The sequence below is a fragment of the Pseudomonas sp. PA-5-4B genome, from assembly GCF_021606215.1.
Lineage (GTDB): Bacteria > Pseudomonadota > Gammaproteobacteria > Pseudomonadales > Pseudomonadaceae > Aquipseudomonas > Aquipseudomonas edaphica.
In genome coordinates this window covers 14,456-32,859 of record NZ_WKDB01000044.1, presented here as the reverse complement: position 1 = coordinate 32,859, position 18,404 = coordinate 14,456, and the positions used below count along the sequence as shown (strand labels likewise).

Here is an 18,404-nt window from a genome sequence, read left to right as displayed (position 1 = left end):
GTTGATCGCTAGTGTTTTCGGATGCATTGCCCGGCTCGGGACTGGCACAGGGCGAATAACCACTTACGCAGGCGTTTTATTTTCAGTTCCATACCAGTAACTCCGCAGCCGTCGGGTTGTAGCCATTGCATGGATTGTTCAGTTGCGGGCAGTTGGAGATCAGCACGATCACGTCCATCTGCGCACGCAGGTCGACGTACTTGCCGGGCGCGGAAATGCCGTCTTCAAAGGTCAGCCCGCCGTCGGCGGTGACCGGCACATTCATGAAGAAATTGATGTTCGGCCCGATGTCACCTTTACCCAGCCGGCCGTCGTGGGCGCAGGCGCGCAGGTAGTTGTCGCGGCAGCTGTGCATGTAGCGTTTTTCCAGAGCGTAGCGCACGGTGTTGCTCTCTTGGGCACAGGCACCGCCGAGGGTGTCGTGGCGCCCGCAGGTGTCATCGACGATGGTCAGCATCGGCTGGCCAAGGTTGGAATACAGCACGCTGCCGGTGCTCAGGTACACGCGGTTTTGCCGGCGTAATGTGCGCTGTACGTCGTAGCGTTCCTTGGGGTTTTTGCGGCTGTAGAACAGCGTGTCGACGGCCTGGTTGCCCTCCAGGTCGAGGATGCGCAGGGTCTGCCCGGCCTTGACCTCCATCAGCCACGGTTCGCCGGCGGGAATGATGGCGCGGTACACGGCTGCCTCGGGTTGTTTCAGTGCGATAGACATGGCAGTTCCTCAGGCGAACAGACGGTCGGTGTTGATAAAGCCGCGCTCGTTTTCCGGGCGCGAAGTACGGCACTGTTCGGCGACGCTGGAATCGGCGTTCATCCAGCTGAGTTTCAGCGGTTGCGGCGCGTAGTTCGGGTTGGGGTCCATCGGGTGTTGCAGCGCGGTCAGCACCACCAGTGTGTCCATCGGCGCGTAGAGTTCGATGTAGTCGCCGGCTTTGGAATTGCCCGGTACAAAGTGCAGGCCGCCGCCTTCGTCAACGCTGACCCGGCTGAACAGGTTGAGGGTCATCAGCAGGTCGCTAAGCCCCAACCCCCACTTGCCCAATTCCACCAACAGGTTGTCGGTGCCGTTGCGAAAGAAGCCGTTGCGCAGCTCCTGATAACGGCCCTGGCCGTACTTCTCGGCCACTTCGGCGGCGCACAGCACGCCGCCGATGCTGTCGCTCCAGCCGCAGGTGTCGGCGGTGATGGCTGCCAGCACGCGGCCCATGTCCGAGTACAGGCAGTGGCCGCGGGTGAGCTTGGCGGTGTGTTGGCATTTGAGGCTGTCGGGCAGGTTCAGACGCTCGGTTTTTTCATTGGCATTGAGCAGGGTCAGGCTGACGTTGGCACCACCGCGAATATCCGTGAGGCGCAGCAGTTGGCCGCGCTTGAGCACAAAGGAGCGGTGGCCGCCGCCGGGCAGCATTTCTTCGGCGAAGGGTGGGAACAGTTGAATGGAATCGGTCATTTGCAAGTCGCTCCAAGTTCGGCGGCCAGCGCTTTGCGGCGCTCGCTGTTCAAAGGGATGTCGTAGGTGATGCGCGCGCCATAGGCGCCGGGGGCGTGGGGGTCGACACGGACTTTGTCGAACACCAGCAAGCGTGTGCCGAGGCTGAAACCTTCGCTGAGGTCGTGGGTGACCATGAACACCGTCAGCCGGGTTTCGCGCCATAGCGCCAGCAACAGCTGATGCATGTCTTTGCGAATGCCCGGGTCGAGGGCGCCGAAGGGTTCGTCCAGCAGCAACACGCGGGGTTTCATGATCAGGGCTTGGGCGATGGCCAGGCGTTGCTGCATGCCGCCGGAGAGCTGCGCCGGGTATTTGTCCAGTGCGTGGCCGAGGCCGACTTTTTGCAGCAGGGCGGCGGCCTGTTCCCGTGCGTCTTGTTTGGCTTTGCCGAACAGCCGTCCCAGCAGCGGCGAGCGCGGTAGCTCAAGGCCAAGCGCAACGTTGTCCAGCACCGTCAAATGCGGGAACACCGAGTAACGCTGGAACACCACGCCACGGCTGGCATCCGGCTCGCCGGCAAGTGGTTGGCCGTCCAGCAGGATCTGGCCTTTGCTCGCGGTTTCCTGGCCCAGTAACAAGCGCAGGAAGGTCGATTTGCCGCAGCCGGACGTGCCGACCAGGGTGCAAAACTCACCCTCATTGACGTGCAGGTTGAGCCCTTCCAACACCACCTGTTCGCCATAGCGCTGCCACACATTGTTGACGCTGATAAAACTCATGGCCGCGCTCCTTCGTACCAGGGGAACGCACGCCGTGTGAGGGTTTTGAGGCCCCAGTCCATCAGCCAGGCGAGCAGGGTGATCCACACCACGTAGGGCAAGATCACGTCCATCGCCAGGTAGCGGCGCACCAGGAAGATCCGGTAGCCGAGGCCGTCGGTGGAGGCGATGGCTTCGGCGGCGATCAGGAACAACCACGCCGAGCCGAGCATCAGCCGCAGCGAGATCAGCAGACGTGGCAGCAGTTGCGGTAGCACCACACGCAGCATCAGGGTCCAGGTGGAGGCGCCGAGGGTCTGTGCCTTGACCAGCAACTCGACGGGTATTTCCCGGGCGCGCTGTTCCAGGTCGCGCGCCAGGCACGGTGTTACACCGATGACGATCAGCATGACTTTGGACAACTCTCCCAGCCCAAACACGATGAACAGAATCGGCAGGATCGCCAGTGGCGGCACCATTGACAGCACCGTGAGCAGTGGCGACAACGGCGCGCCAAACAACGGCAGTGTGCCGGCGGCGATGCCCAGGCACAGGCCGGCGAGGGCGCTGATGCCCAAGCCGATCGCCAGGCGGCGCAGGCTGGAGGCGCTGTCTTGCCACAGCACATATTCACCGGTGCGCGTATCGGCGCTGAACGCCAGGCGTTTCACCGCGTCGCCCATTTGCGCGGCGCTGGGCAGCAGTTTGTCGTTGGGGTTATCCGCCAGGCGCTCGGCCGAGCCTACAAAGTAGGCGAACAGCAGCAGGGCGAACGGCAGCAGCACCAACAGCAGGCGGCTGGAGCGTTCCGGGTGACGGTTGATCAGGCGCATGGCCGGGTCCTCTTACAGCGTGCCGTCGGCGGCCATCTGCACGTAGCTGGGGTCGAAATGCAGCTTGAGGTTGGCGGTGTCGCCGCTGGTGATGCCATTGGCGAAGCTCATGCCCACGGCGCTGGCGTCCCTGGCCCCTTCGCCGAGCAGGCCGTGTTCAAACGAGAACTCGGCGACCTTGCGCAGGGTGGCGGGCAGTTGCGCGCTGGTGGCGAACGCCAGCGCTTCCTTGGGCGTGGCGAACAGCTTGGTGGTGTCCAGTTGCGCCTGGAAACCCTTGAGGTCGGTGCCGGAGGCCTTGGCCATATGTTCAAGCGCCGCGGTGCTGGCAGCGTTTTTGGCGTTCATCAGCGCGACCACTTCAAACCAGGCGCCGGTCAGCGCTTTGCCCAGGGCCGGGTTGTCTTTGAGGGTTTGGGTGTTGACCACCATCATGTCCATGATTTCGCCGGGCACTTTGCTGGAGTCGAACACTTGGGTGACGCCCGGTTTAGCCTTGATCTCGGAGAGCATCGGGTTCCAGGTGGTCACGGCTTGCACCTGGTCGGTGTTGAAGGCCGCGGCGATGTCGGCGTCGGAGGTGTTGACGACTTTGAGGTCTTTTTCGGTGAGATCAGCGGATTCCAGGGCGCGGGCGAGCAGGTAGTGAGACACCGAGAGTTCCACCAGGTTGACGTTCATGCCCTTGAGGTCGGCCACGGTCTTGCCGGTGCCCTTGATCACCACGCCATCATTGCCGTTGGAAAAGTCGCTGACCACCAGCGCGGTGCTGTCCACACCACCGGCGGCGGGAATGGTCAGGGCGTCCATGTTGGTCATGGTGCAGCCGTCGAACTGGCCAGCGGTGTATTGGTTGATGGACTCGACATAGTCATTGAGCTGCACCATGTCGATCTTGATGCCGTACTTCTTGGCCCACTTGTCGAGGATGCCTTGGCTGCCGGCGTATTCCCACGGCATCCAGCCGGCATAGATAGTCCAGCACACACTGAAGTGGTCTTTGGTCGCGGCTTGGGTTTGAAAGCTCAGCACGGCGGCGAAGGCGGCGGCGAGCAGGGCGGGTAAACGGATTGTGGGCATGGGGCTTCTCCAGTTGAACATGGGCGAGCAGGAGCAACGCGGCACCGTGAACGGTGGCTTGTCTCCCGGGCTTTTATCCCGCCGTGTAACCTCAACTGGAGGTCGCCAACTCTCGGACCAGCCACTCGCTTTTCAAGCGAGCCGGAACCCTAGTCGGCCATTGCAAATTGTGGTGCCGCGAACCTGTGATGAATCCTGCACGGGAGAGGCAAAGCGAGAGTCGTGCCAACTGGGCCAGAGGCCCGGTTTACGGCCGGGCGTGGCGGGGAAGAGGGGTATGCGTGCGCCACTCGGGTGCGTTGGCGCACTGCAATGAGGCGGTTACAACCGGAACTTGCTGACCAGCACGTTGAATGAGGTGGCCAAGCGGGACAGGTCCTGGCTGGAGGCGTTGGTCTGGTTGGCACCGGCAGCGGTCTGGGTCGACAGGTCCTGGATGTTGAGGAGGTTGCGGTCCACTTCGCGGGCTACCTGCGCCTGCTCTTCCGACGCGGAGGCGATCACCAGGTTGCGTTCGTTGATCTTCGCCACGCTGGCGGTGATGCGTTCCAGGGCTTCGCCGGCGTTTTGCGCCAGGGTTTGGGTGTTGTTGGCCCAGGTCAGGCTTTTGTTCATGGCTGCCACGGCGTCATCGGCGCCGACCTGCACTTCGCCGATCATTTTTTCGATATCGACGGTGGAGGTCTGGGTGCGATGGGCCAGCGCGCGGACTTCATCGGCCACCACCGCAAAACCACGGCCTTGCTCACCCGCGCGTGCGGCTTCGATGGCGGCGTTAAGGGCCAGCAGGTTGGTCTGGTCGGCGATACCGCGGATCACGTCGATCACCTTGCCGATCTCGCGCACCTGGCTGGCCAGGTCGGCCACCGATTGTGTCGAATCGTTGATCTCGACCACCATCGAACTCATACCGGACACGGCCTGCGCCACCTGCTCACGGCCTTCCTCCGCTTCAGTGGTGGCCTGGCGCGAGGCTTCGGAGGTCGACACCGCATTGCTTGCCACTTCATCCACCGCCGCCGTCATCTGGTTGACGGCAGTGGCGGCTTGCTGGATTTCGTCATTCTGGCGCGTGAGGCCACGGCTGCTTTCGTCGGTGACCGCACTGAGTTCTTCAGCGGCGGAGGCGAGCTGGTCGGCGGCGTTGGCGATTTCCACCAGCGTGCTTTTCAGCCCGCCCTGCATGTCGGCCAATGCCATCAACAATTTTCCGGCTTCGTCAGTACGGTCGGTGATGATGGCTTGGGTCAGGTCACCCTTGGCAATGCGTTGGGCGCTCTCGACGGCCTGGGCGATAGGGCGGGTGATCAGGCGGGTGATCAGCACGCCAATGATGAGGGCGATGATGAAGGCCAGCACGATGCCGCTGATCATCCAGGTCAACGCGCTGCTGCGTAGGTCGGCGGCGGCGGCGGCGCCTTCCTGGATCTGGCGGTTGTTGGAATCGATAATCACACGGATCAGCTCGCGCGCCTGACGGAACAGCTCATTGTTGGTGCTGTTGAGCTGAGCGCGCGCCTGCTCGAGCTGGCCGCCGTTCATCATCGCGACGATGCGCTCGGAGTTGCTGATGTAGGTGGGCCAGATCTGGTCGAGCTTGTCACCGGCTGCCCGTTCGTCGTCTGCCAGCGGCGTGGCGCGGTAGGTGGCGTAGGCGCTCTGGCTGCGTTTGAGTTCGTTGGCGATGTCCTGGGTCACGCGGTCGCGGTCCTGGGCGGAGACGTCGCCCTTGCTGGCGTCCAGCAAACGGTACAGACCACGGTTGTGGGCGACCAGACCATTGAGCGTACTTGCCGTGTTGCTGACGGAAACCAGGTTGTTGGAGAACGTGAGTTCCAATGCGCTGGAAAGGCGCACGACGCTTTTGATACCCAGCAGGCCAACCCCGAGGGTGACCAGTGCGCACAGTAGGAATGAAAGCAGCAGCTTGGTTGAAATTTTCATGACTCTAATCCGGCGATATTGGCGAGGGGCGCACGATAGAGCCTCCCTGGCCATGTGCGATGTCATAGTGACATCATCGCAATCGACAAGGTTCCGGGCCAGCAAAATTTACTGAATCGATAAAGTAACTTGATAGTTACCGGGATGCGCAACGGATCGTATCGACCGCCTACGGTCATGTATCAAGTTGTTACCAAAACGCACCAGATCTGGTTTTCGATGTCCGATACTGTGTCATTCGGCGAAAGCCGGGTGCCGCCCTCCCGCGTCGCTGGAGGTGCTCTTCCGCGGTCCAGGAGGCCGCCATGTATCGACGACTGCTGCTCAGCGCTTTACTCGGTCTTACCCTTTCTGCTTGTGTGCCCTACTACGATGGAGGCGGTAGCTACTATCGATCCGAGGTCTACACCGCGCCGGCGCCGGCGTATTACTACGGCGGTGGCACGTACTATTCGGCGCCACGTTATTACGCACCGGCTCCGCGCTATTACGCCCCCGCACCGCGTTACTACTCGGCGCCGCGTTATTACCAACCGGCCCCGCGCTACTACCCCTCGGGCCCAAGGGGCGGTTACCGGCCTTATCCGAACCAGGGTTGGGGCGATCACGGCGGCAGAGGCGGGCACGGTCGGGGTGGCGATCATGGAGGTGGCCGCGGCGGTCACCGCTGACAGGCCTTGAATGCAAACGGCGCAGGAAGCGCCGTTTTTTGTGGGCGACACTTTTCAGTAATCGGACAAATCCGCCAGCGGATGCCGGCCTTCCCACACCTTGTTGAAATGCGCCTGCACCACCGCGTCCGGGATCGTATTGATATCCGGCCAGTGCCAATGGGGCGTCTGGTCCTTGTCGATCAAGCGCGCCCGCACGCCTTCGGCAAACTCCGGGTAACGGCAGCAATTGAGGCTCAGTGTGTATTCCATCTGGAACACCTCGGCCAACGACAGGTGCCGCGCCCGCTGGATCTGCTCCCACACCAGGTGCGCGGTCAGCGGGCAGCCTTCACTCAGGTTTTTGCCGGCGCGGCTGAACAGCGGGTCGGCGTGCTCACGTAACGGGCTCAAGGCGCGCCAGGCACAGCGCACATCAGCCACATCCAGCCATTCGTCGATCTGCGCACGGCGCGGCAGCCATTGCGCTTCGGGTTGCTGGTCAACGGCTTCCTGGGCGAGCGCCTTGAGCAGGCTGTTGAGCTGCATCGCGGTTTGTTCCTGCCAGTTCAATTGCAGCAGGCCATCTATCAACGCTTCCTGCTGGTCATCGCGCAGGAAACGGTCGGCCAGGCCCAGGTCCAACGCATCGCGGCCGTTGATATGGGCGCCGGTGAGGCCAAGGAATAACCCCAGCTTGCCCGGTAACCGCGACAGGAACCAACTGGCCCCAACATCCGGGTACAGGCCGATGCTGATCTCGGGCATGGCCAGGCGGCTGCTCGGTGTGACGATACGCACCGAAGCGCTCTGCAGCAGGCCCATACCCCCGCCCAATACATAGCCGTGGCCCCAGCAGATCAGCGGTTTGGGGTAGGTGTGCAGGCGGTAGTCGAGGCGGTATTCAGCGGCGAAGAACTGCGCGGCCAGGGCGGGCACTTCGCCGGGGAGTTCACGGCAGGCCTGGGCCAGGCTGCGGACTTCGCCACCGGCGCAAAAGGCTTTGGGGCCATTGCCGCGCAGCAGTACACACACGATATTCGGGTCTTTGGCCCAGGCCTCCAGGCGTTCGTCCAAGGCCAGGATCATGGGCAGGGACAGTGCGTTGAGGGATTTTTCCGCGTCCAGGCTGGCGATGCCGAGGCGGGCACCGTCGCTGCCGGTCAGCTCTTCGAAGTGCAGGTTCATCGTGACCTCAATCGAGAAAGTGAAGGTTCAGTATGAACGCTTCAAAGGAAAGTGCCGATGATGTGTCAGATCAATTGACAAGCGGGGTCGGCTTTCCTAGGGTTCGCCCATTCTTTTTTACACGATGAACACACCATGACCGAAGGCGACCGCATCAAACTCGAACCCAGCTGGAAACACGCCCTGCGGGATGAGTTCGACAAGCCCTACATGGCCGAACTACGCGAGTTCCTGCGCCAGGAACATGCCGCCGGCAAAGAGATCTACCCGCCTGGCCCGCTGATCTTCAATGCGCTCAACTCCACACCGTTGGACAAGGTCAAGGTGGTGATCCTCGGCCAGGACCCATACCACGGCCCCGGCCAGGCCCATGGCCTGTGCTTCTCGGTACAACCGGGCGTGCCGACGCCGCCGTCACTGGTCAATATCTATAAAGAGCTCAAGCGCGACCTGAACATCGACATTCCCAACCACGGCTGCCTGCAAAGCTGGGCCGACCAGGGCGTGCTGATGCTCAACACCACCATGACCGTGGAGCGCGCGAATGCCAATGCCCACGCGGGCAAGGGTTGGCAGTTCTTTACCGATCGTGTGATCGAAGTGGTCAGCGAGCACCAGCCGCACCTGGTGTTCCTGTTGTGGGGCGCCCATGCGCAAGGCAAGCAAAAGCTGGTGGATGCGACCAAGCACCTGGTGCTGACCTCGGTGCACCCGTCGCCGCTGTCGGCGTATCGCGGGTTTTTGGGGTGTGGGCACTTCGGTCGTACCAACAAGTTTCTTGAGCAGAATGGCGAGACGCCGATTGAGTGGCGGTTGCCGCCACTCTAAAGGTTAGTCACAACCTAATGTGGGAGCTGGCTTGCCTGCGATGACGGTCTGTCAGCCGATACATTTATTGACTGAACCACCGCTATCGCAGGCAAGCCAGCTCCCACATTGGAATTTTGTGAAGGCTTAGATTTTTTCCGGCTGACGATTCCAGTGCCTGAACAACGGCTCAGCCAAAAACAGCACAAACAACAAGCGCATCACTTGCATCGCCGTTACCAGCGGCACCGATAGCTGCAAAGTCTCTGCCGTGAGGCTCATTTCGGCAATGCCGCCCGGCATCATGCCCAGGGTGAGTGAGCGCAAATCCAGCTGCGTCAGCGCGCTCAAGCCCACCGCCGCCAACGTCGCAAGCGCCATGGTCAAGGCGGTGCCGATCAAGGTACGGCCCATGAACGACGGCGCACGACGGAAGAACTGACGGTTGAAGTGGCAGCCCAGGCCGCTGCCGATCAGCCACTGGCCGATCTGGCTGCCGCCGTCCGGCAGGCCGTAATGCAAGTCCCAGACAACACTGGCAGTCGCGCTGACCAACAGTGGCCCGAACAACCACGGGTTTGGCTGACGTAAACGCTGCCAGCCCCAGGCCACCAGCGCGCCCAGCGGGAACAGCAGCGCCAGCCAACCCCAACTCACTGGCGCCGGGTGAAACTGCGGCGTGCCGCCTTCGAGCAAGTACTTGAAGATCGCCGGCACACACAGCACCACCACCAGCACACGCAAACTTTGCCCCGCTGCGACACGGCTGAGCACTGCGCCATTACGGGCGCCGAGGTTGACCATTTCACCGGAACCGCCCGGCATGCTGGAGAAAAACGCGGTGGCGCGGTCTTCGCCGCTGCGGCGCATTAACCACACGCCGACCACGCTCGACAGGCTGGTGATCAGCGCACCGAAGAAAATCAGGCCGAAGTGGCTCATCACTTGCTCGATCACCACCGGCGTGAAGTGCAGGCCGATGCCGATGCCTACCACCCATTGGCCACATTTGCGCCCGCCGGGAATCTCCGCCAACTGCCACGGCGTGAGGCAGCGCACCAGGATAATCGCCAGCAACGAGCCGACCATATAGGGCAAAGGCCAGCCGACGAGGCTGGCCAGGTAACCGCCGGCCAGGCCGACCAGCGGTGTTGCCCACCATTGTTTAAAGGTGACCTCAGACATCGGCCAGGGCGCGACGCTGTTGGGCACGTTTACGCCAGATACGCAGCAGCGGCACGAACAACATGATCGCCGTCAGTACCCACACGCCAAAGGTGATCGGGCTGGACCAGAGGATTTCCAGCGCACCGTTGGAGATCGACAGCGCGCGGCGCAGGTTCTGCTCCATCAGGCCACCGAGGATAAAGCCCAGCAGTACCGGCGACAGCGGGAAGTCCAGCTTGCGCAGGATGTAACCGAAGATGCCGATGCCGACCATCAGGAACAGGTCGAAGGTGGTGGCGTGAACCGCGTACACACCGATGGCGGTGATGATGGCGATCACCGGCACCAGCGCCCAGTTCGGTACGGCGAGGATGCGCGTGAAGATGCGGATCATCGGGATGTTGAGGATCACCAGCATGATGTTGGCGACAAACAACGAAGCGATCAGGCCCCAGACGATGTCCGGTTGCTGTTGGAACAGCAGCGGGCCGGGTGTGATGTTGTACAGCGACAGCGCGCCGATCATCACCGCCGTGGTGCCCGAACCGGGTACGCCTAGGGTGAGCATCGGCACCAGGGCGCCGCAGGCGGACGCACCGATTGCAGTTTCCGGCGCAGCGAGGCCGCGCATGTCGCCCTGGCCGAATTTGCCGCTGGCACCGGCCAGGCGTTTCTCGGTCATGTAGGCAACAGCCGAAGCGAGGGTTGCACCAGCACCCGGCAGCACGCCCATTATGAAACCGAGCAGGCCGCAGCGGATGTTAACTACAAAGACAGCACCGGCTTCCTTCAGATTGAACATCATGCGCCCGGTGGCTTTTACCGCTTCCTGGCCACGGTGGGTTTTTTCCAACAGCAACAGGATTTCGCTGATGGAAAACAGACCCAGTACCAACACCACAAACTGGATGCCGTCGGTGAGGTGGATGTTGTCGCCGGTAAAACGGTACACGCCGCTGTTGGCATCGATGCCCACGGCCGAGAGGAACAGGCCGATCAGCGCTGCAACAAACGTCTTCAGCGGTTTGTCACCGGCCATGCCGCCCAGGCAGACAATCGCGAACACCATCAGCACGAAATATTCCGCCGGGCCGAAGGCAATCGCCCATTTGGCCAGCAGCGGCGCAAACAGCACCATGCCGCAGGTGGCGATAAACGCGCCGATGAACGAACTCCATGCTGACAGCGACAACGCCACACCGGCCAGGCCTTTGCGGGCCATCGGGTAGCCGTCGAGGGTAGTCATTACGGTAGAAGCTTCGCCCGGGATGTTGAGCAGGATCGAGCTGATACGGCCGCCGTATTCGCAGCCCAGGTACACAGCCGCGAGCAGGATCAGCGCCGATTCCGGCGGCAGGCCCAACGCGAACGCGATGGGGATCAACAAGGCCACGCCATTGATCGGGCCCAGGCCCGGCAACAGGCCGACCACGGTGCCGATCAGGGTGCCACACAGCGCGGTCACCAGATTGTAAGGGGTCAGTGCAACGCCGAAGCCCTGGCCCAAATAGCTGAACGTATCCATATCAGTTCTCCAGAACTTCAAGCAGGCCGAGGGGCAGCGGTACATCCATGGCCTTGTCGAACAGCAGGTACAGGCCGATAGCCATGAGGGTGACGATCACTACGCTGGGCAACCAGCGGCCGCCATACAGGCGTGCCATTGGAATGCCGATCAACATGCTGCTGAGGATGAAGCCCAATGGCTCGAAAGTGCCGGCGAACACGATCAGCAGCGCGACGCAAAGGCTGATCTTGATCAGGGTTTCGCGGTCCAGCGCGGGTTCTTCTTCGGTGTGCTTGGTTGGCTGCGGGCGAAAGATCATGTAGATCAGGCCCAGGCTCATCAGGCCGAGCATCAGCAGCGGAAAGGCACGTGGGCCGACCGGCTCGTAGGAAAACGCCGCCTGATACGGCCAGGCCATCAGTGCCAGGCCGGCGCAGACCAGCAGCATCACCGAGGCGAAAATGCGTTGTAAGAGCATGTGGAACTCCTGGGCCGCGCCGCCCGTTAAAGAGGGCGCAGCCGTGCAAAAGAGGGGCGATTACTGGATCAGGCCGAACTCTTTGGCCAGCACTTTGTAGTCAGCCACCTGTTTCTTCACGTAGGTGTCGAGCTCCGGGCCGGTCATGGCAAACGGGAACAGCTCGCGCTGGTCACGCAGCTTGGCGAACTCTTCGGAGGCCAGCAGTTTGTCGAACGCTTCTTTCCACCAGGCGTAGTCGGCATCGCTGACTTTTGGCCCGAGGTAGAAACCGCGGACCACTGGCCAGACGATGTCGTAGCCTTGCTCTTTGGCGGTCGGAATGTTCTTCATTTCCGGCTCGTCCAGGCGCTCTTCGGCGAACACCGCTAGCAGGCGCATGTCACCGCTGAGGATGTGCGGCATGGAGTCGGAGATGTCGGTGCTGCCCACCTGGATGTGGCCGCCGAGCAGGGCGGTGGCGATTTCACCGCCGCCTTCGAGGGCGACATAACGCAGTTCGCGCGGGTTGATGCCGGCGGCCTTGGCGATCAGGGCGGTTTGCATCCAGTCCTGGCTGCCTACGGTGCCGCCGGAACCGATCACCACGCTGCCCGGATCTTTCTTCAAGGCTTTGACGAGATCGTCGAGGGTCTTGTAGGGCGAATCGCTTTTCACTGCGATGGCACCGTAGCTGGTGCCGACCGCTGCCAACCAACGCACGGCGCTTTCATCAAAACGGCCGAACTTGCCCTGGGCCAGGTTCAACAGCGAACCGCTGGACCAGGCCACCAGTGTGCCGCCGTCCGCTGGGCGCTGTGCTACCACCGCGTTATAGGCCACCGCGCCCACGCCGCCGGGCATGTAGGTCACACGCATCGGTTTACTCAGCAGCTTCTCATTGACCAACGCGCTTTGCGCCAGTTTGCAGGTCAGGTCAAAACCACCGCCGGGGGAGGCTGGGGCGATGCATTCCGGGCGTTTGGGTTCGTCGGCGGCCAGCAGTTGGCCGGCGAACAACATGCAGCCGGCGGCGAGGGCCAATTTACGCAGTGAATAGGTCATTTGAATCTCCGTCTTGTTGTTATTTAGGGGCTACTACCAAAGTGCGACGCTATAGCTGACCAGCACGCGTACTTCATCCGCATCACGGGCCGAGTAGTTGGAACGGTACGTGGCATTACGCAGGCGAAACGCGACATCCTTGAACGTGCCACTTTGTACGATGTAGCGGATCTCGCTGTTGCGTTCCCACTCCTTGCCGGTCTCACCGTTCTTGAGCTTGATGTTGTCACCCGACAGGTAACGGCTCATGAAGCTCAAGCCGGGAATGCCCAGCTTGGCGAAGTCGTAGTCGTAGCGCGCTTGCCAGGAGCGTTCTTCGGCGCCGGCAAAGTCGTTGATCTGTACGAAGTTGACCAGGTACGGGTCGGCCCCATCCACATACGGAAAGGCGCTGTCGCCGGACATGTGCTGGTAGCCGGCGCTGAGCTTATGGCCATTGAGGGCATAGCTGAACAGGCCGTTGAGGGATCTGTTGTCGATCTTGCCGCCATGGGCCGCGCCCGTGTCATCACTGATGGCCAGGCGCAGGTCGGTGCCGAAGGTGCCGGGGCCGAGTGGGCGCGAGGCCACCAGGCCGAGGAAGTGCTGGCGGTACACGTCATCGAGTTGGGCGAAGTGGTAACTGCCGGTGATCTTGTCGGCGAACTTGTAGTCAACGCCGCCGAAGTTGAAGTGCTTGCCGGTAGCCCCGCTGACGAAACGGCTGTTCTTGTTATTGAGGGCGATTTCTTCGTAGTCGGTGGAATCGCGGTCTTTGGCTTTGTCTAGGCGGCCGCCGGTAAACACCAGGTTCTTGAATTCTTTGGAGGTCAGCAAGCCACCGTTGAAGGTCTGCGGCAGGATGCGGCCGTCGTTGGGCTTGAGGGTCGGCAGTTCGGGGATCAGCGCACCGATCTTGAGTTCGGTGGCGGAGATCTTCACTTTGCCGGTCAGGCCGAGTTTGGCGTAGTCGTCGACAGCGCGGCCGTTGTCAGTGGGCAGCAAGCCAGAACCTGTGCGGTCGGGGCTGGAGTCGAGCTTGACCCCGAGCATGCCCAGCGCGTCCACACCAAAGCCGACGGTGCCGTCGGTGTAGCCCGATTGCAGGTTGAGCATGAAGCCCTGAGCCCATTCGTCGCGCTTGGATTGCTGCGCGCTGGTGCCGTCGCGAAAGTCGCGGTTGAAGTACATATTGCGGGTTTCCAGGGTCGCGCTACTGTCTTCAAAGAAGGCAGCCTGGGCAAGCGGCGAAAAGCCGGCAAGGGCGGTGGCACTGGCAAGGGCGGTCTTGGCAAGACGGGAAAAACGCACAGGCGGGCAAGCCTGGGGCTGGGTCGACAGCATCGTGGTGTACTCCGTTATTGTTCTTATTTTGGCGAAAACGCTTCGAGGCGTTTTTCGATCGCTACTGATCAGGTAGCTCGGCGGGCATTACCCACCGTTGCTGGATGCTAAAGGGCGAAGCTTTCACTAACCTTTCAGCTGCCTTTCAATGTTTTCGGGCTTCACAGGGCAGGCGGCGCCTGTAAACTGCCCGCCAAAGCGTGGCGTCGACCATGCCCGAACGAGGTGAAAATCCATGCGTGTCCTCTTGGTTGAAGACCATCTGCAACTCGCCGAAAGTGTTGCCCAAGCGCTCAAGAGCACGGGTTTGACCGTCGACGTACTGCACGACGGCGTGGCCGCGGACCTGGCCTTGAGCAGCGAGGAATATGCGGTGGTGATCCTCGATGTGGGGCTGCCGCGCATGGATGGTTTTGAGGTGTTGGCGCGTCTGCGGGCGCGTGGGAAAAATCTGCCAGTGTTGATGTTGACGGCGCGCAGTGATGTAAAAGACCGTGTGCATGGCCTGAACCTGGGCGCTGATGACTACCTGGCCAAGCCCTTCGAGTTGACCGAGCTGGAAGCGCGGGTCAAGGCGCTGTTGCGCCGCAGTGTGCTGGGCGGTGAACGTCAGCAGGCGTGCGGCGTGCTGGTCTACGACCTGGATACCCGGCGTTTCACCGTGGGCGGCGAGCTGATGACGTTGACCTCTCGCGAGCAGGCGGTGCTTGAGGCGCTGATCGCGCGGCCCGGCCGCGTGATGAGCAAGGAGCAACTGGCTTCCCAGGTGTTCGGCCTGGACGAGGAAGCCAGCCCCGACGCGATTGAAATCTACGTGCACCGCCTGCGCAAGAAGCTCGACGGCCAGCCCATCGCCATCGTGACCTTCCGTGGCCTTGGCTACTTGCTGGAAGCCCGTGATGCATAAGCCCAGCAGCCTGCGCTGGCGGCTGCTGTGGAACCTGGCGCTGCTGCTGGTGGTGCTGATGCTCGCCAGCGGCATGAGTGCTTACTGGAATGGCCGCGAAGCTGCCGACACCGCCTATGACCGCACTTTGCTGGCTTCTGCGCGCACCATCGCCGCCGGGTTGACCCAGGTGGACGGCACCCTGAGTGCCAATGTGCCGTATGTGGCGCTGGATACCTTCGCCTACGACAGTGCCGGGCGGATCTATTATCAGGTCAATGACATCGACCGAAAATTGATCTCCGGCTACGAAAACCTCCCTGGCCCACCGCCGGGCACGCCGCGCACCGATGATTACCCGGCGTTGGCGCGGTTCTACAACGCCATGTACCAGGGCCAGCATGTGCGGGTGGTCAGCCTGCTCAAGGCGGTGTCAGAGCCGAACATGAACGGCATGGCGGAAATTCGCGTGGCGGAAACTGACGAAGCTCGCGAGAGCATGGCTCGCAGCCTGATGGCCGACACTCTGCTGCGCCTGGGCATGCTGGCGGTCGGTGCGTTATTGCTGGTGTGGTTTGCCGTGAGTGCGGCACTGCGCCCGCTGGAACGCCTGCGCACCGCCGTGGAAGAACGCCAGCCCGACGACTTGCGCCCGCTGCCGCTGGTGGAGGTGCAGCATGAGTTCGGCCCGTTAGTGCGCTCGCTTAATCATTTCACCGAGCGCTTGCGCGGCCAGTTCGAGCGCCAGGCGCAGTTTATCGCCGACGCCGCCCACGAATTGCGCACCCCGCTGGCGGCGCTCAAGGCCCGGCTTGAGCTGGGCCTGCGCAGCAGCGACCCGGCGACGTGGCGCAGTACCTTGGAAACCGCAGCCCAAGGCACCGACCGTCTGACCCACTTGGCCAACCAATTGCTGTCCCTGGCACGCATCGAAAACGGCGCGCGGGCGATTGCCGAGGGCGGTGCGCAATTGCTTGACCTCAGCCAGCTGGCGCGGGAACTCGGCATGGCCATGGCGCCGCTGGCCCACGCGCGGGGCGTTGCCCTGGCATTGGAGGCGGACGAACCGGTGTGGCTGCGCGGTGAGCCGACTTTGTTGAATGAGCTGTTGAGCAACCTGGTGGATAACGCCCTGGCCCACACCCCATCGGGCGGGAACGTGATTCTGCGGGTGACCGCGCCGGCGATCCTGGAAGTTGAAGATGACGGCCCAGGCATCCCGCTGGATGAGCGGGACCGGGTTTTCGAACGTTTCTACCGCCGCAGCCAGCAGGGCATGGGCTCGGGCTTGGGGCTGGCGATTGTCGGCGAGATCTGCCGGGCGCATTTGGCGCAGATCAGCCTGCATGATGGTGAATTGGCGGGGTTGAAGGTGCGGGTGAGTTTTATCGCGGGGTAGTCAATAGAACATCGAGCGCGCTTCATCCAGCTCGGCACGCAATGTTTCGCTGTAGGGGTCGATGCGCAGCTTCTTGAGCGCCGGCAGGCTGGTAACGTCTACGTTGGCCAATGGATGCGCGGTGCCTCGGTGGCAATACAGTACGGCGATTTGCACCACGTCGATGTAGTCCAGGCTTGGGGAGTCACGCTCCAAATCCAGGTACTGCCCCGGCAGCTTGGCCAGCATTTCCGGGAAATCCCACACACCCAGCAGTTTGTCACCCAGCAACGGGTGAATACTGTCGATGACATGGTTGAGGCTGACCGGGTCGGCCAACAGCTCGTAACGGTCTTCGGCGTAGGTGAGGATCGGCAGCACGCCAATCTGATGCACCAGCCCGCCGAGGGCGGCCTGGTCCGGCTTGAGGTGGCTGTGGTTGCGGCACAAGGCATAACTCACGCCTGCCACTTCCAGGCTGCGGCGCCACACTTCGCGCATTTTCAGTTCGACGACTTCGGAGCGGGCGTGGAAGATCTGTTCCATGACCAGACCGATGGCCAGGTTGCTGCTGTAGTTGGTGCCCAGCCGCGTGATGGCGGTATGCAGATCAGTGACTTCCTGGGTTGCGCGTAGCAGCGGGCTGTTCACCACTTTGATCAGGCGCGCCGACAGCGCGGTATCGCGACCGATCACTTTGCTCAAGTGGCTGATGCTGATCTCCGGGTCTTCCGCGGCCTGACGAATGTTCAAGGCCACTTCCGGTAATGTCGGCAGAACCAGGTCATCGTTGTCGATGGCCGTTACCAAAGCCTGTTGGACTTTTTCCGCCAGCTTGTTCATTCATGCTCTCTAGGGTGTTGCAAAAAGGTGCGGCGATTAACGCTGGATCTCTTTATCTCGATCCAGTAGGTACGGCAGGTCGAGCAGTTGTAAGCCGGGGCCTTCCAGGGTGCCGACGTGCACATCGCCGCTGTCGGCAGCTTCGGCTTGCAGCACGGCCAGAAGTTCAATGGAATGGTCAGCTTTTGCCGCGATGACGACTTCGCCGATCGCGCTGTTATGGTTGGGCGAGAACAGCGGAGTGCCTGGCTCGGGCAATTGCGCCGCATTGAGGCTCAGGCGATACAGGCGACGCTTGAGTTTGCCCAGGTACTGCATGCGCGCGACGATTTCCTGGCCGGTGTAGCAGCCTTTTTTGAAGCTGACGCCGCCTACGGCCTGCAGGTTAAGCATCTGCGGGATAAACAGTTCGCGGGTCTGCGGCATGACCTGGCCGATGCCGGCGCGGATCTGGCCGAGCAACCAGTCATTCAAGTCAGCTTGTTGCAGTTGGCTGGCCAATTGCTGGCGTACGCCTTCGGCATGTTCGGCAGGCACCCAGAGTTCGGCGCGGTTCTGGGAGACACGAATGGCAATCAATGTGTCGGTGCGCACCACGCTGTCGGTTTCAGTTGGCAGCTCAAGCCCAAGGGTGGCCAGGGTTTGATCCGCATTCGACAGGCCAAAGCGTGCCCAGGCGGCGCTTTCGTCGGTGAGTTTGGATTTGGAGAACACCGCGTATTTCTTCAGGTCTGCCAGTTGCGGTTCGAGCAGCTCAGTGGCCATGGCCAGCAACACGCCGTCACCTTGCAGCAGGATGCGAAAACTCGACTGCATGCGGCCTTTTTGCGTACAACGCGCGCCAAGGCTGGCCTGGGTGTCGCTCAGGTAATTGAGGTTGCAGGTCAGTTGCCCTTGCAGGAACTTGGCGGCGTCGGAGCCGCGGACGGCAAGGACGCCTTCGTGTGTCAGGGGGCAGAAAAATGCAGAGTCGGCCATGGGTCTTCGCAGGTCAAAAAGTCATGCGTGCATCATAGAGGGGCGCCCGGCAAATGGATAGTTTCCGTATGGGGCGACCAAAGCCGAGTGTTCCGCTGCCGTTGGGCCTGT

The 18,404-nt window shown here is 61.9% G+C and carries 18 protein-coding genes and 1 riboswitch; of the genes, 4 read left to right on the top strand and 14 right to left on the bottom strand.

Annotation, left to right across the window (positions count from 1 at the left end):
* Positions 1–82: 82 nt before the first annotated feature.
* From GIW28_RS20590 to GIW28_RS20565, 6 genes are all read right to left on the bottom strand, one after another.
* Positions 83–712, bottom strand: a complete 630-nt coding sequence (locus GIW28_RS20590; RefSeq protein ID WP_099548629.1) for an urea amidolyase associated protein UAAP2 — start codon at positions 710–712, stop codon at positions 83–85.
* A 9-nt stretch (positions 713–721) separates the two neighbouring features.
* Positions 722–1,447, bottom strand: a complete 726-nt coding sequence (locus GIW28_RS20585) for an urea amidolyase associated protein UAAP1 (RefSeq protein WP_017137309.1) — start codon at positions 1,445–1,447, stop codon at positions 722–724.
* Positions 1,444–2,208 (bottom strand): ABC transporter ATP-binding protein, encoded by a 765-nt coding sequence (locus tag GIW28_RS20580; protein WP_099548630.1) that lies wholly within the window; start codon positions 2,206–2,208, stop codon positions 1,444–1,446. Before GIW28_RS20580 ends, GIW28_RS20585 begins: the two co-directional genes overlap by 4 nt.
* A complete protein-coding gene (locus tag GIW28_RS20575) occupies positions 2,205–3,020 on the bottom strand; it encodes an ABC transporter permease (protein ID WP_017137311.1) in 816 nt (271 codons plus the stop codon). Before GIW28_RS20575 ends, GIW28_RS20580 begins: the two co-directional genes overlap by 4 nt.
* 12 nt (positions 3,021–3,032) lie before the next feature.
* On the bottom strand, positions 3,033–4,100 hold the full coding sequence (locus GIW28_RS20570) for a putative urea ABC transporter substrate-binding protein (protein ID WP_017137312.1): 1,068 nt from the start codon (positions 4,098–4,100) through the stop codon (positions 3,033–3,035).
* 60 nt (positions 4,101–4,160) lie between these two features.
* Positions 4,161–4,264: riboswitch (guanidine-I (ykkC/yxkD leader) on the bottom strand.
* A 157-nt stretch (positions 4,265–4,421) separates the two neighbouring features.
* Positions 4,422–6,044: a methyl-accepting chemotaxis protein gene (locus tag GIW28_RS20565; RefSeq protein WP_099548632.1), complete on the bottom strand. Its 1,623-nt coding sequence runs from the start codon at positions 6,042–6,044 to the stop codon at positions 4,422–4,424.
* 305 nt (positions 6,045–6,349) lie between these two features.
* Here GIW28_RS20565 and GIW28_RS20560 point away from each other — a divergent pair, with 305 nt between their 5' ends.
* Positions 6,350–6,715 carry a hypothetical protein gene (locus GIW28_RS20560; RefSeq protein ID WP_017137314.1) on the top strand — a complete coding sequence of 122 codons (366 nt, stop codon included), beginning with the start codon at positions 6,350–6,352 and terminating at the stop codon, positions 6,713–6,715.
* 54 nt (positions 6,716–6,769) lie between these two features.
* Here the strand turns inward: GIW28_RS20560 and GIW28_RS20555 are convergent, their stop codons facing one another.
* Positions 6,770–7,882, bottom strand: a complete 1,113-nt coding sequence (locus tag GIW28_RS20555; protein ID WP_017137315.1) for an enoyl-CoA hydratase/isomerase family protein — start codon at positions 7,880–7,882, stop codon at positions 6,770–6,772.
* A 135-nt stretch (positions 7,883–8,017) separates the two neighbouring features.
* Here GIW28_RS20555 and ung point away from each other — a divergent pair, with 135 nt between their 5' ends.
* The gene (ung, locus tag GIW28_RS20550) at positions 8,018–8,710 is read left to right on the top strand and encodes a uracil-DNA glycosylase (RefSeq protein ID WP_138453928.1); all 693 of its coding nucleotides are present in this window, start codon (positions 8,018–8,020) and stop codon (positions 8,708–8,710) included.
* Positions 8,711–8,836: 126 nt separating this feature from the next.
* Here ung and GIW28_RS20545 read toward each other — a convergent pair whose 3' ends face one another.
* From GIW28_RS20545 to GIW28_RS20525, 5 genes are read right to left on the bottom strand one after another with little or no spacing between them, the layout of a single operon-like run.
* The gene (locus tag GIW28_RS20545; protein WP_026013720.1) at positions 8,837–9,874 is read right to left on the bottom strand and encodes an AbrB family transcriptional regulator; all 1,038 of its coding nucleotides are present in this window, start codon (positions 9,872–9,874) and stop codon (positions 8,837–8,839) included.
* Positions 9,867–11,381, bottom strand: a complete 1,515-nt coding sequence (locus tag GIW28_RS20540; protein ID WP_065929105.1) for a tripartite tricarboxylate transporter permease — start codon at positions 11,379–11,381, stop codon at positions 9,867–9,869. The genes GIW28_RS20545 and GIW28_RS20540 overlap by 8 nt, the downstream gene beginning before the upstream one ends.
* Position 11,382: 1 nt before the next feature.
* Complete coding sequence (locus tag GIW28_RS20535) at positions 11,383–11,841, bottom strand: tripartite tricarboxylate transporter TctB family protein (protein WP_099548634.1); 459 nt, start codon at positions 11,839–11,841, stop codon at positions 11,383–11,385.
* A 60-nt stretch (positions 11,842–11,901) separates the two neighbouring features.
* Positions 11,902–12,885, bottom strand: coding sequence for a Bug family tripartite tricarboxylate transporter substrate binding protein (locus GIW28_RS20530; protein ID WP_017137320.1), 984 nt, complete (start codon positions 12,883–12,885; stop codon positions 11,902–11,904).
* A 33-nt stretch (positions 12,886–12,918) separates the two neighbouring features.
* Positions 12,919–14,208, bottom strand: coding sequence for an OprD family porin (locus tag GIW28_RS20525; protein ID WP_017137321.1), 1,290 nt, complete (start codon positions 14,206–14,208; stop codon positions 12,919–12,921).
* Between the two features lie 235 nt (positions 14,209–14,443).
* Between GIW28_RS20525 and GIW28_RS20520 the strand changes: the two genes are divergently transcribed.
* Together GIW28_RS20520 and GIW28_RS20515 are read left to right on the top strand one after the other, a co-directional pair.
* Entirely contained in the window at positions 14,444–15,115 is a 672-nt protein-coding gene (locus GIW28_RS20520) for a response regulator (protein ID WP_017137322.1), read from the top strand.
* Positions 15,108–16,493 (top strand): sensor histidine kinase, encoded by a 1,386-nt coding sequence (locus tag GIW28_RS20515; RefSeq protein WP_017137323.1) that lies wholly within the window; start codon positions 15,108–15,110, stop codon positions 16,491–16,493. Before GIW28_RS20520 ends, GIW28_RS20515 begins: the two co-directional genes overlap by 8 nt.
* Here the strand turns inward: GIW28_RS20515 and GIW28_RS20510 are convergent, their stop codons facing one another.
* Both GIW28_RS20510 and ygfZ read right to left on the bottom strand, forming a co-directional pair.
* Positions 16,494–17,315, bottom strand: a complete 822-nt coding sequence (locus GIW28_RS20510; RefSeq protein ID WP_017137324.1) for an HDOD domain-containing protein — start codon at positions 17,313–17,315, stop codon at positions 16,494–16,496.
* Between the two features lie 36 nt (positions 17,316–17,351).
* A complete protein-coding gene (gene ygfZ / locus GIW28_RS20505) occupies positions 17,352–18,293 on the bottom strand; it encodes a CAF17-like 4Fe-4S cluster assembly/insertion protein YgfZ (RefSeq protein WP_099548636.1) in 942 nt (313 codons plus the stop codon).
* Positions 18,294–18,404 lie beyond the last annotated feature (111 nt).

What these genes read in the sequence shown, in the direction of transcription:
- GIW28_RS20590 (WP_099548629.1), bottom strand. Translation starts at nt 712, where the DNA reads ATGTCTATCGCACTGAAACAACCCGAGGCAGCCGTGTACCGCGCCATC.
- GIW28_RS20585 (WP_017137309.1), bottom strand. Translation starts at nt 1,447, where the DNA reads ATGACCGATTCCATTCAACTGTTCCCACCCTTCGCCGAAGAAATGCTG.
- GIW28_RS20580 (WP_099548630.1), bottom strand. Translation starts at nt 2,208, where the DNA reads ATGAGTTTTATCAGCGTCAACAATGTGTGGCAGCGCTATGGCGAACAG.
- GIW28_RS20575 (WP_017137311.1), bottom strand. Translation starts at nt 3,020, where the DNA reads ATGCGCCTGATCAACCGTCACCCGGAACGCTCCAGCCGCCTGCTGTTG.
- GIW28_RS20570 (WP_017137312.1), bottom strand. Translation starts at nt 4,100, where the DNA reads ATGCCCACAATCCGTTTACCCGCCCTGCTCGCCGCCGCCTTCGCCGCC.
- GIW28_RS20565 (WP_099548632.1), bottom strand. Translation starts at nt 6,044, where the DNA reads ATGAAAATTTCAACCAAGCTGCTGCTTTCATTCCTACTGTGCGCACTG.
- GIW28_RS20560 (WP_017137314.1), top strand. Translation starts at nt 6,350, where the DNA reads ATGTATCGACGACTGCTGCTCAGCGCTTTACTCGGTCTTACCCTTTCT.
- GIW28_RS20555 (WP_017137315.1), bottom strand. Translation starts at nt 7,882, where the DNA reads ATGAACCTGCACTTCGAAGAGCTGACCGGCAGCGACGGTGCCCGCCTC.
- ung (WP_138453928.1), top strand. Translation starts at nt 8,018, where the DNA reads ATGACCGAAGGCGACCGCATCAAACTCGAACCCAGCTGGAAACACGCC.
- GIW28_RS20545 (WP_026013720.1), bottom strand. Translation starts at nt 9,874, where the DNA reads ATGTCTGAGGTCACCTTTAAACAATGGTGGGCAACACCGCTGGTCGGC.
- GIW28_RS20540 (WP_065929105.1), bottom strand. Translation starts at nt 11,381, where the DNA reads ATGGATACGTTCAGCTATTTGGGCCAGGGCTTCGGCGTTGCACTGACC.
- GIW28_RS20535 (WP_099548634.1), bottom strand. Translation starts at nt 11,841, where the DNA reads ATGCTCTTACAACGCATTTTCGCCTCGGTGATGCTGCTGGTCTGCGCC.
- GIW28_RS20530 (WP_017137320.1), bottom strand. Translation starts at nt 12,885, where the DNA reads ATGACCTATTCACTGCGTAAATTGGCCCTCGCCGCCGGCTGCATGTTG.
- GIW28_RS20525 (WP_017137321.1), bottom strand. Translation starts at nt 14,208, where the DNA reads ATGCTGTCGACCCAGCCCCAGGCTTGCCCGCCTGTGCGTTTTTCCCGT.
- GIW28_RS20520 (WP_017137322.1), top strand. Translation starts at nt 14,444, where the DNA reads ATGCGTGTCCTCTTGGTTGAAGACCATCTGCAACTCGCCGAAAGTGTT.
- GIW28_RS20515 (WP_017137323.1), top strand. Translation starts at nt 15,108, where the DNA reads ATGCATAAGCCCAGCAGCCTGCGCTGGCGGCTGCTGTGGAACCTGGCG.
- GIW28_RS20510 (WP_017137324.1), bottom strand. Translation starts at nt 17,315, where the DNA reads ATGAACAAGCTGGCGGAAAAAGTCCAACAGGCTTTGGTAACGGCCATC.
- ygfZ (WP_099548636.1), bottom strand. Translation starts at nt 18,293, where the DNA reads ATGGCCGACTCTGCATTTTTCTGCCCCCTGACACACGAAGGCGTCCTT.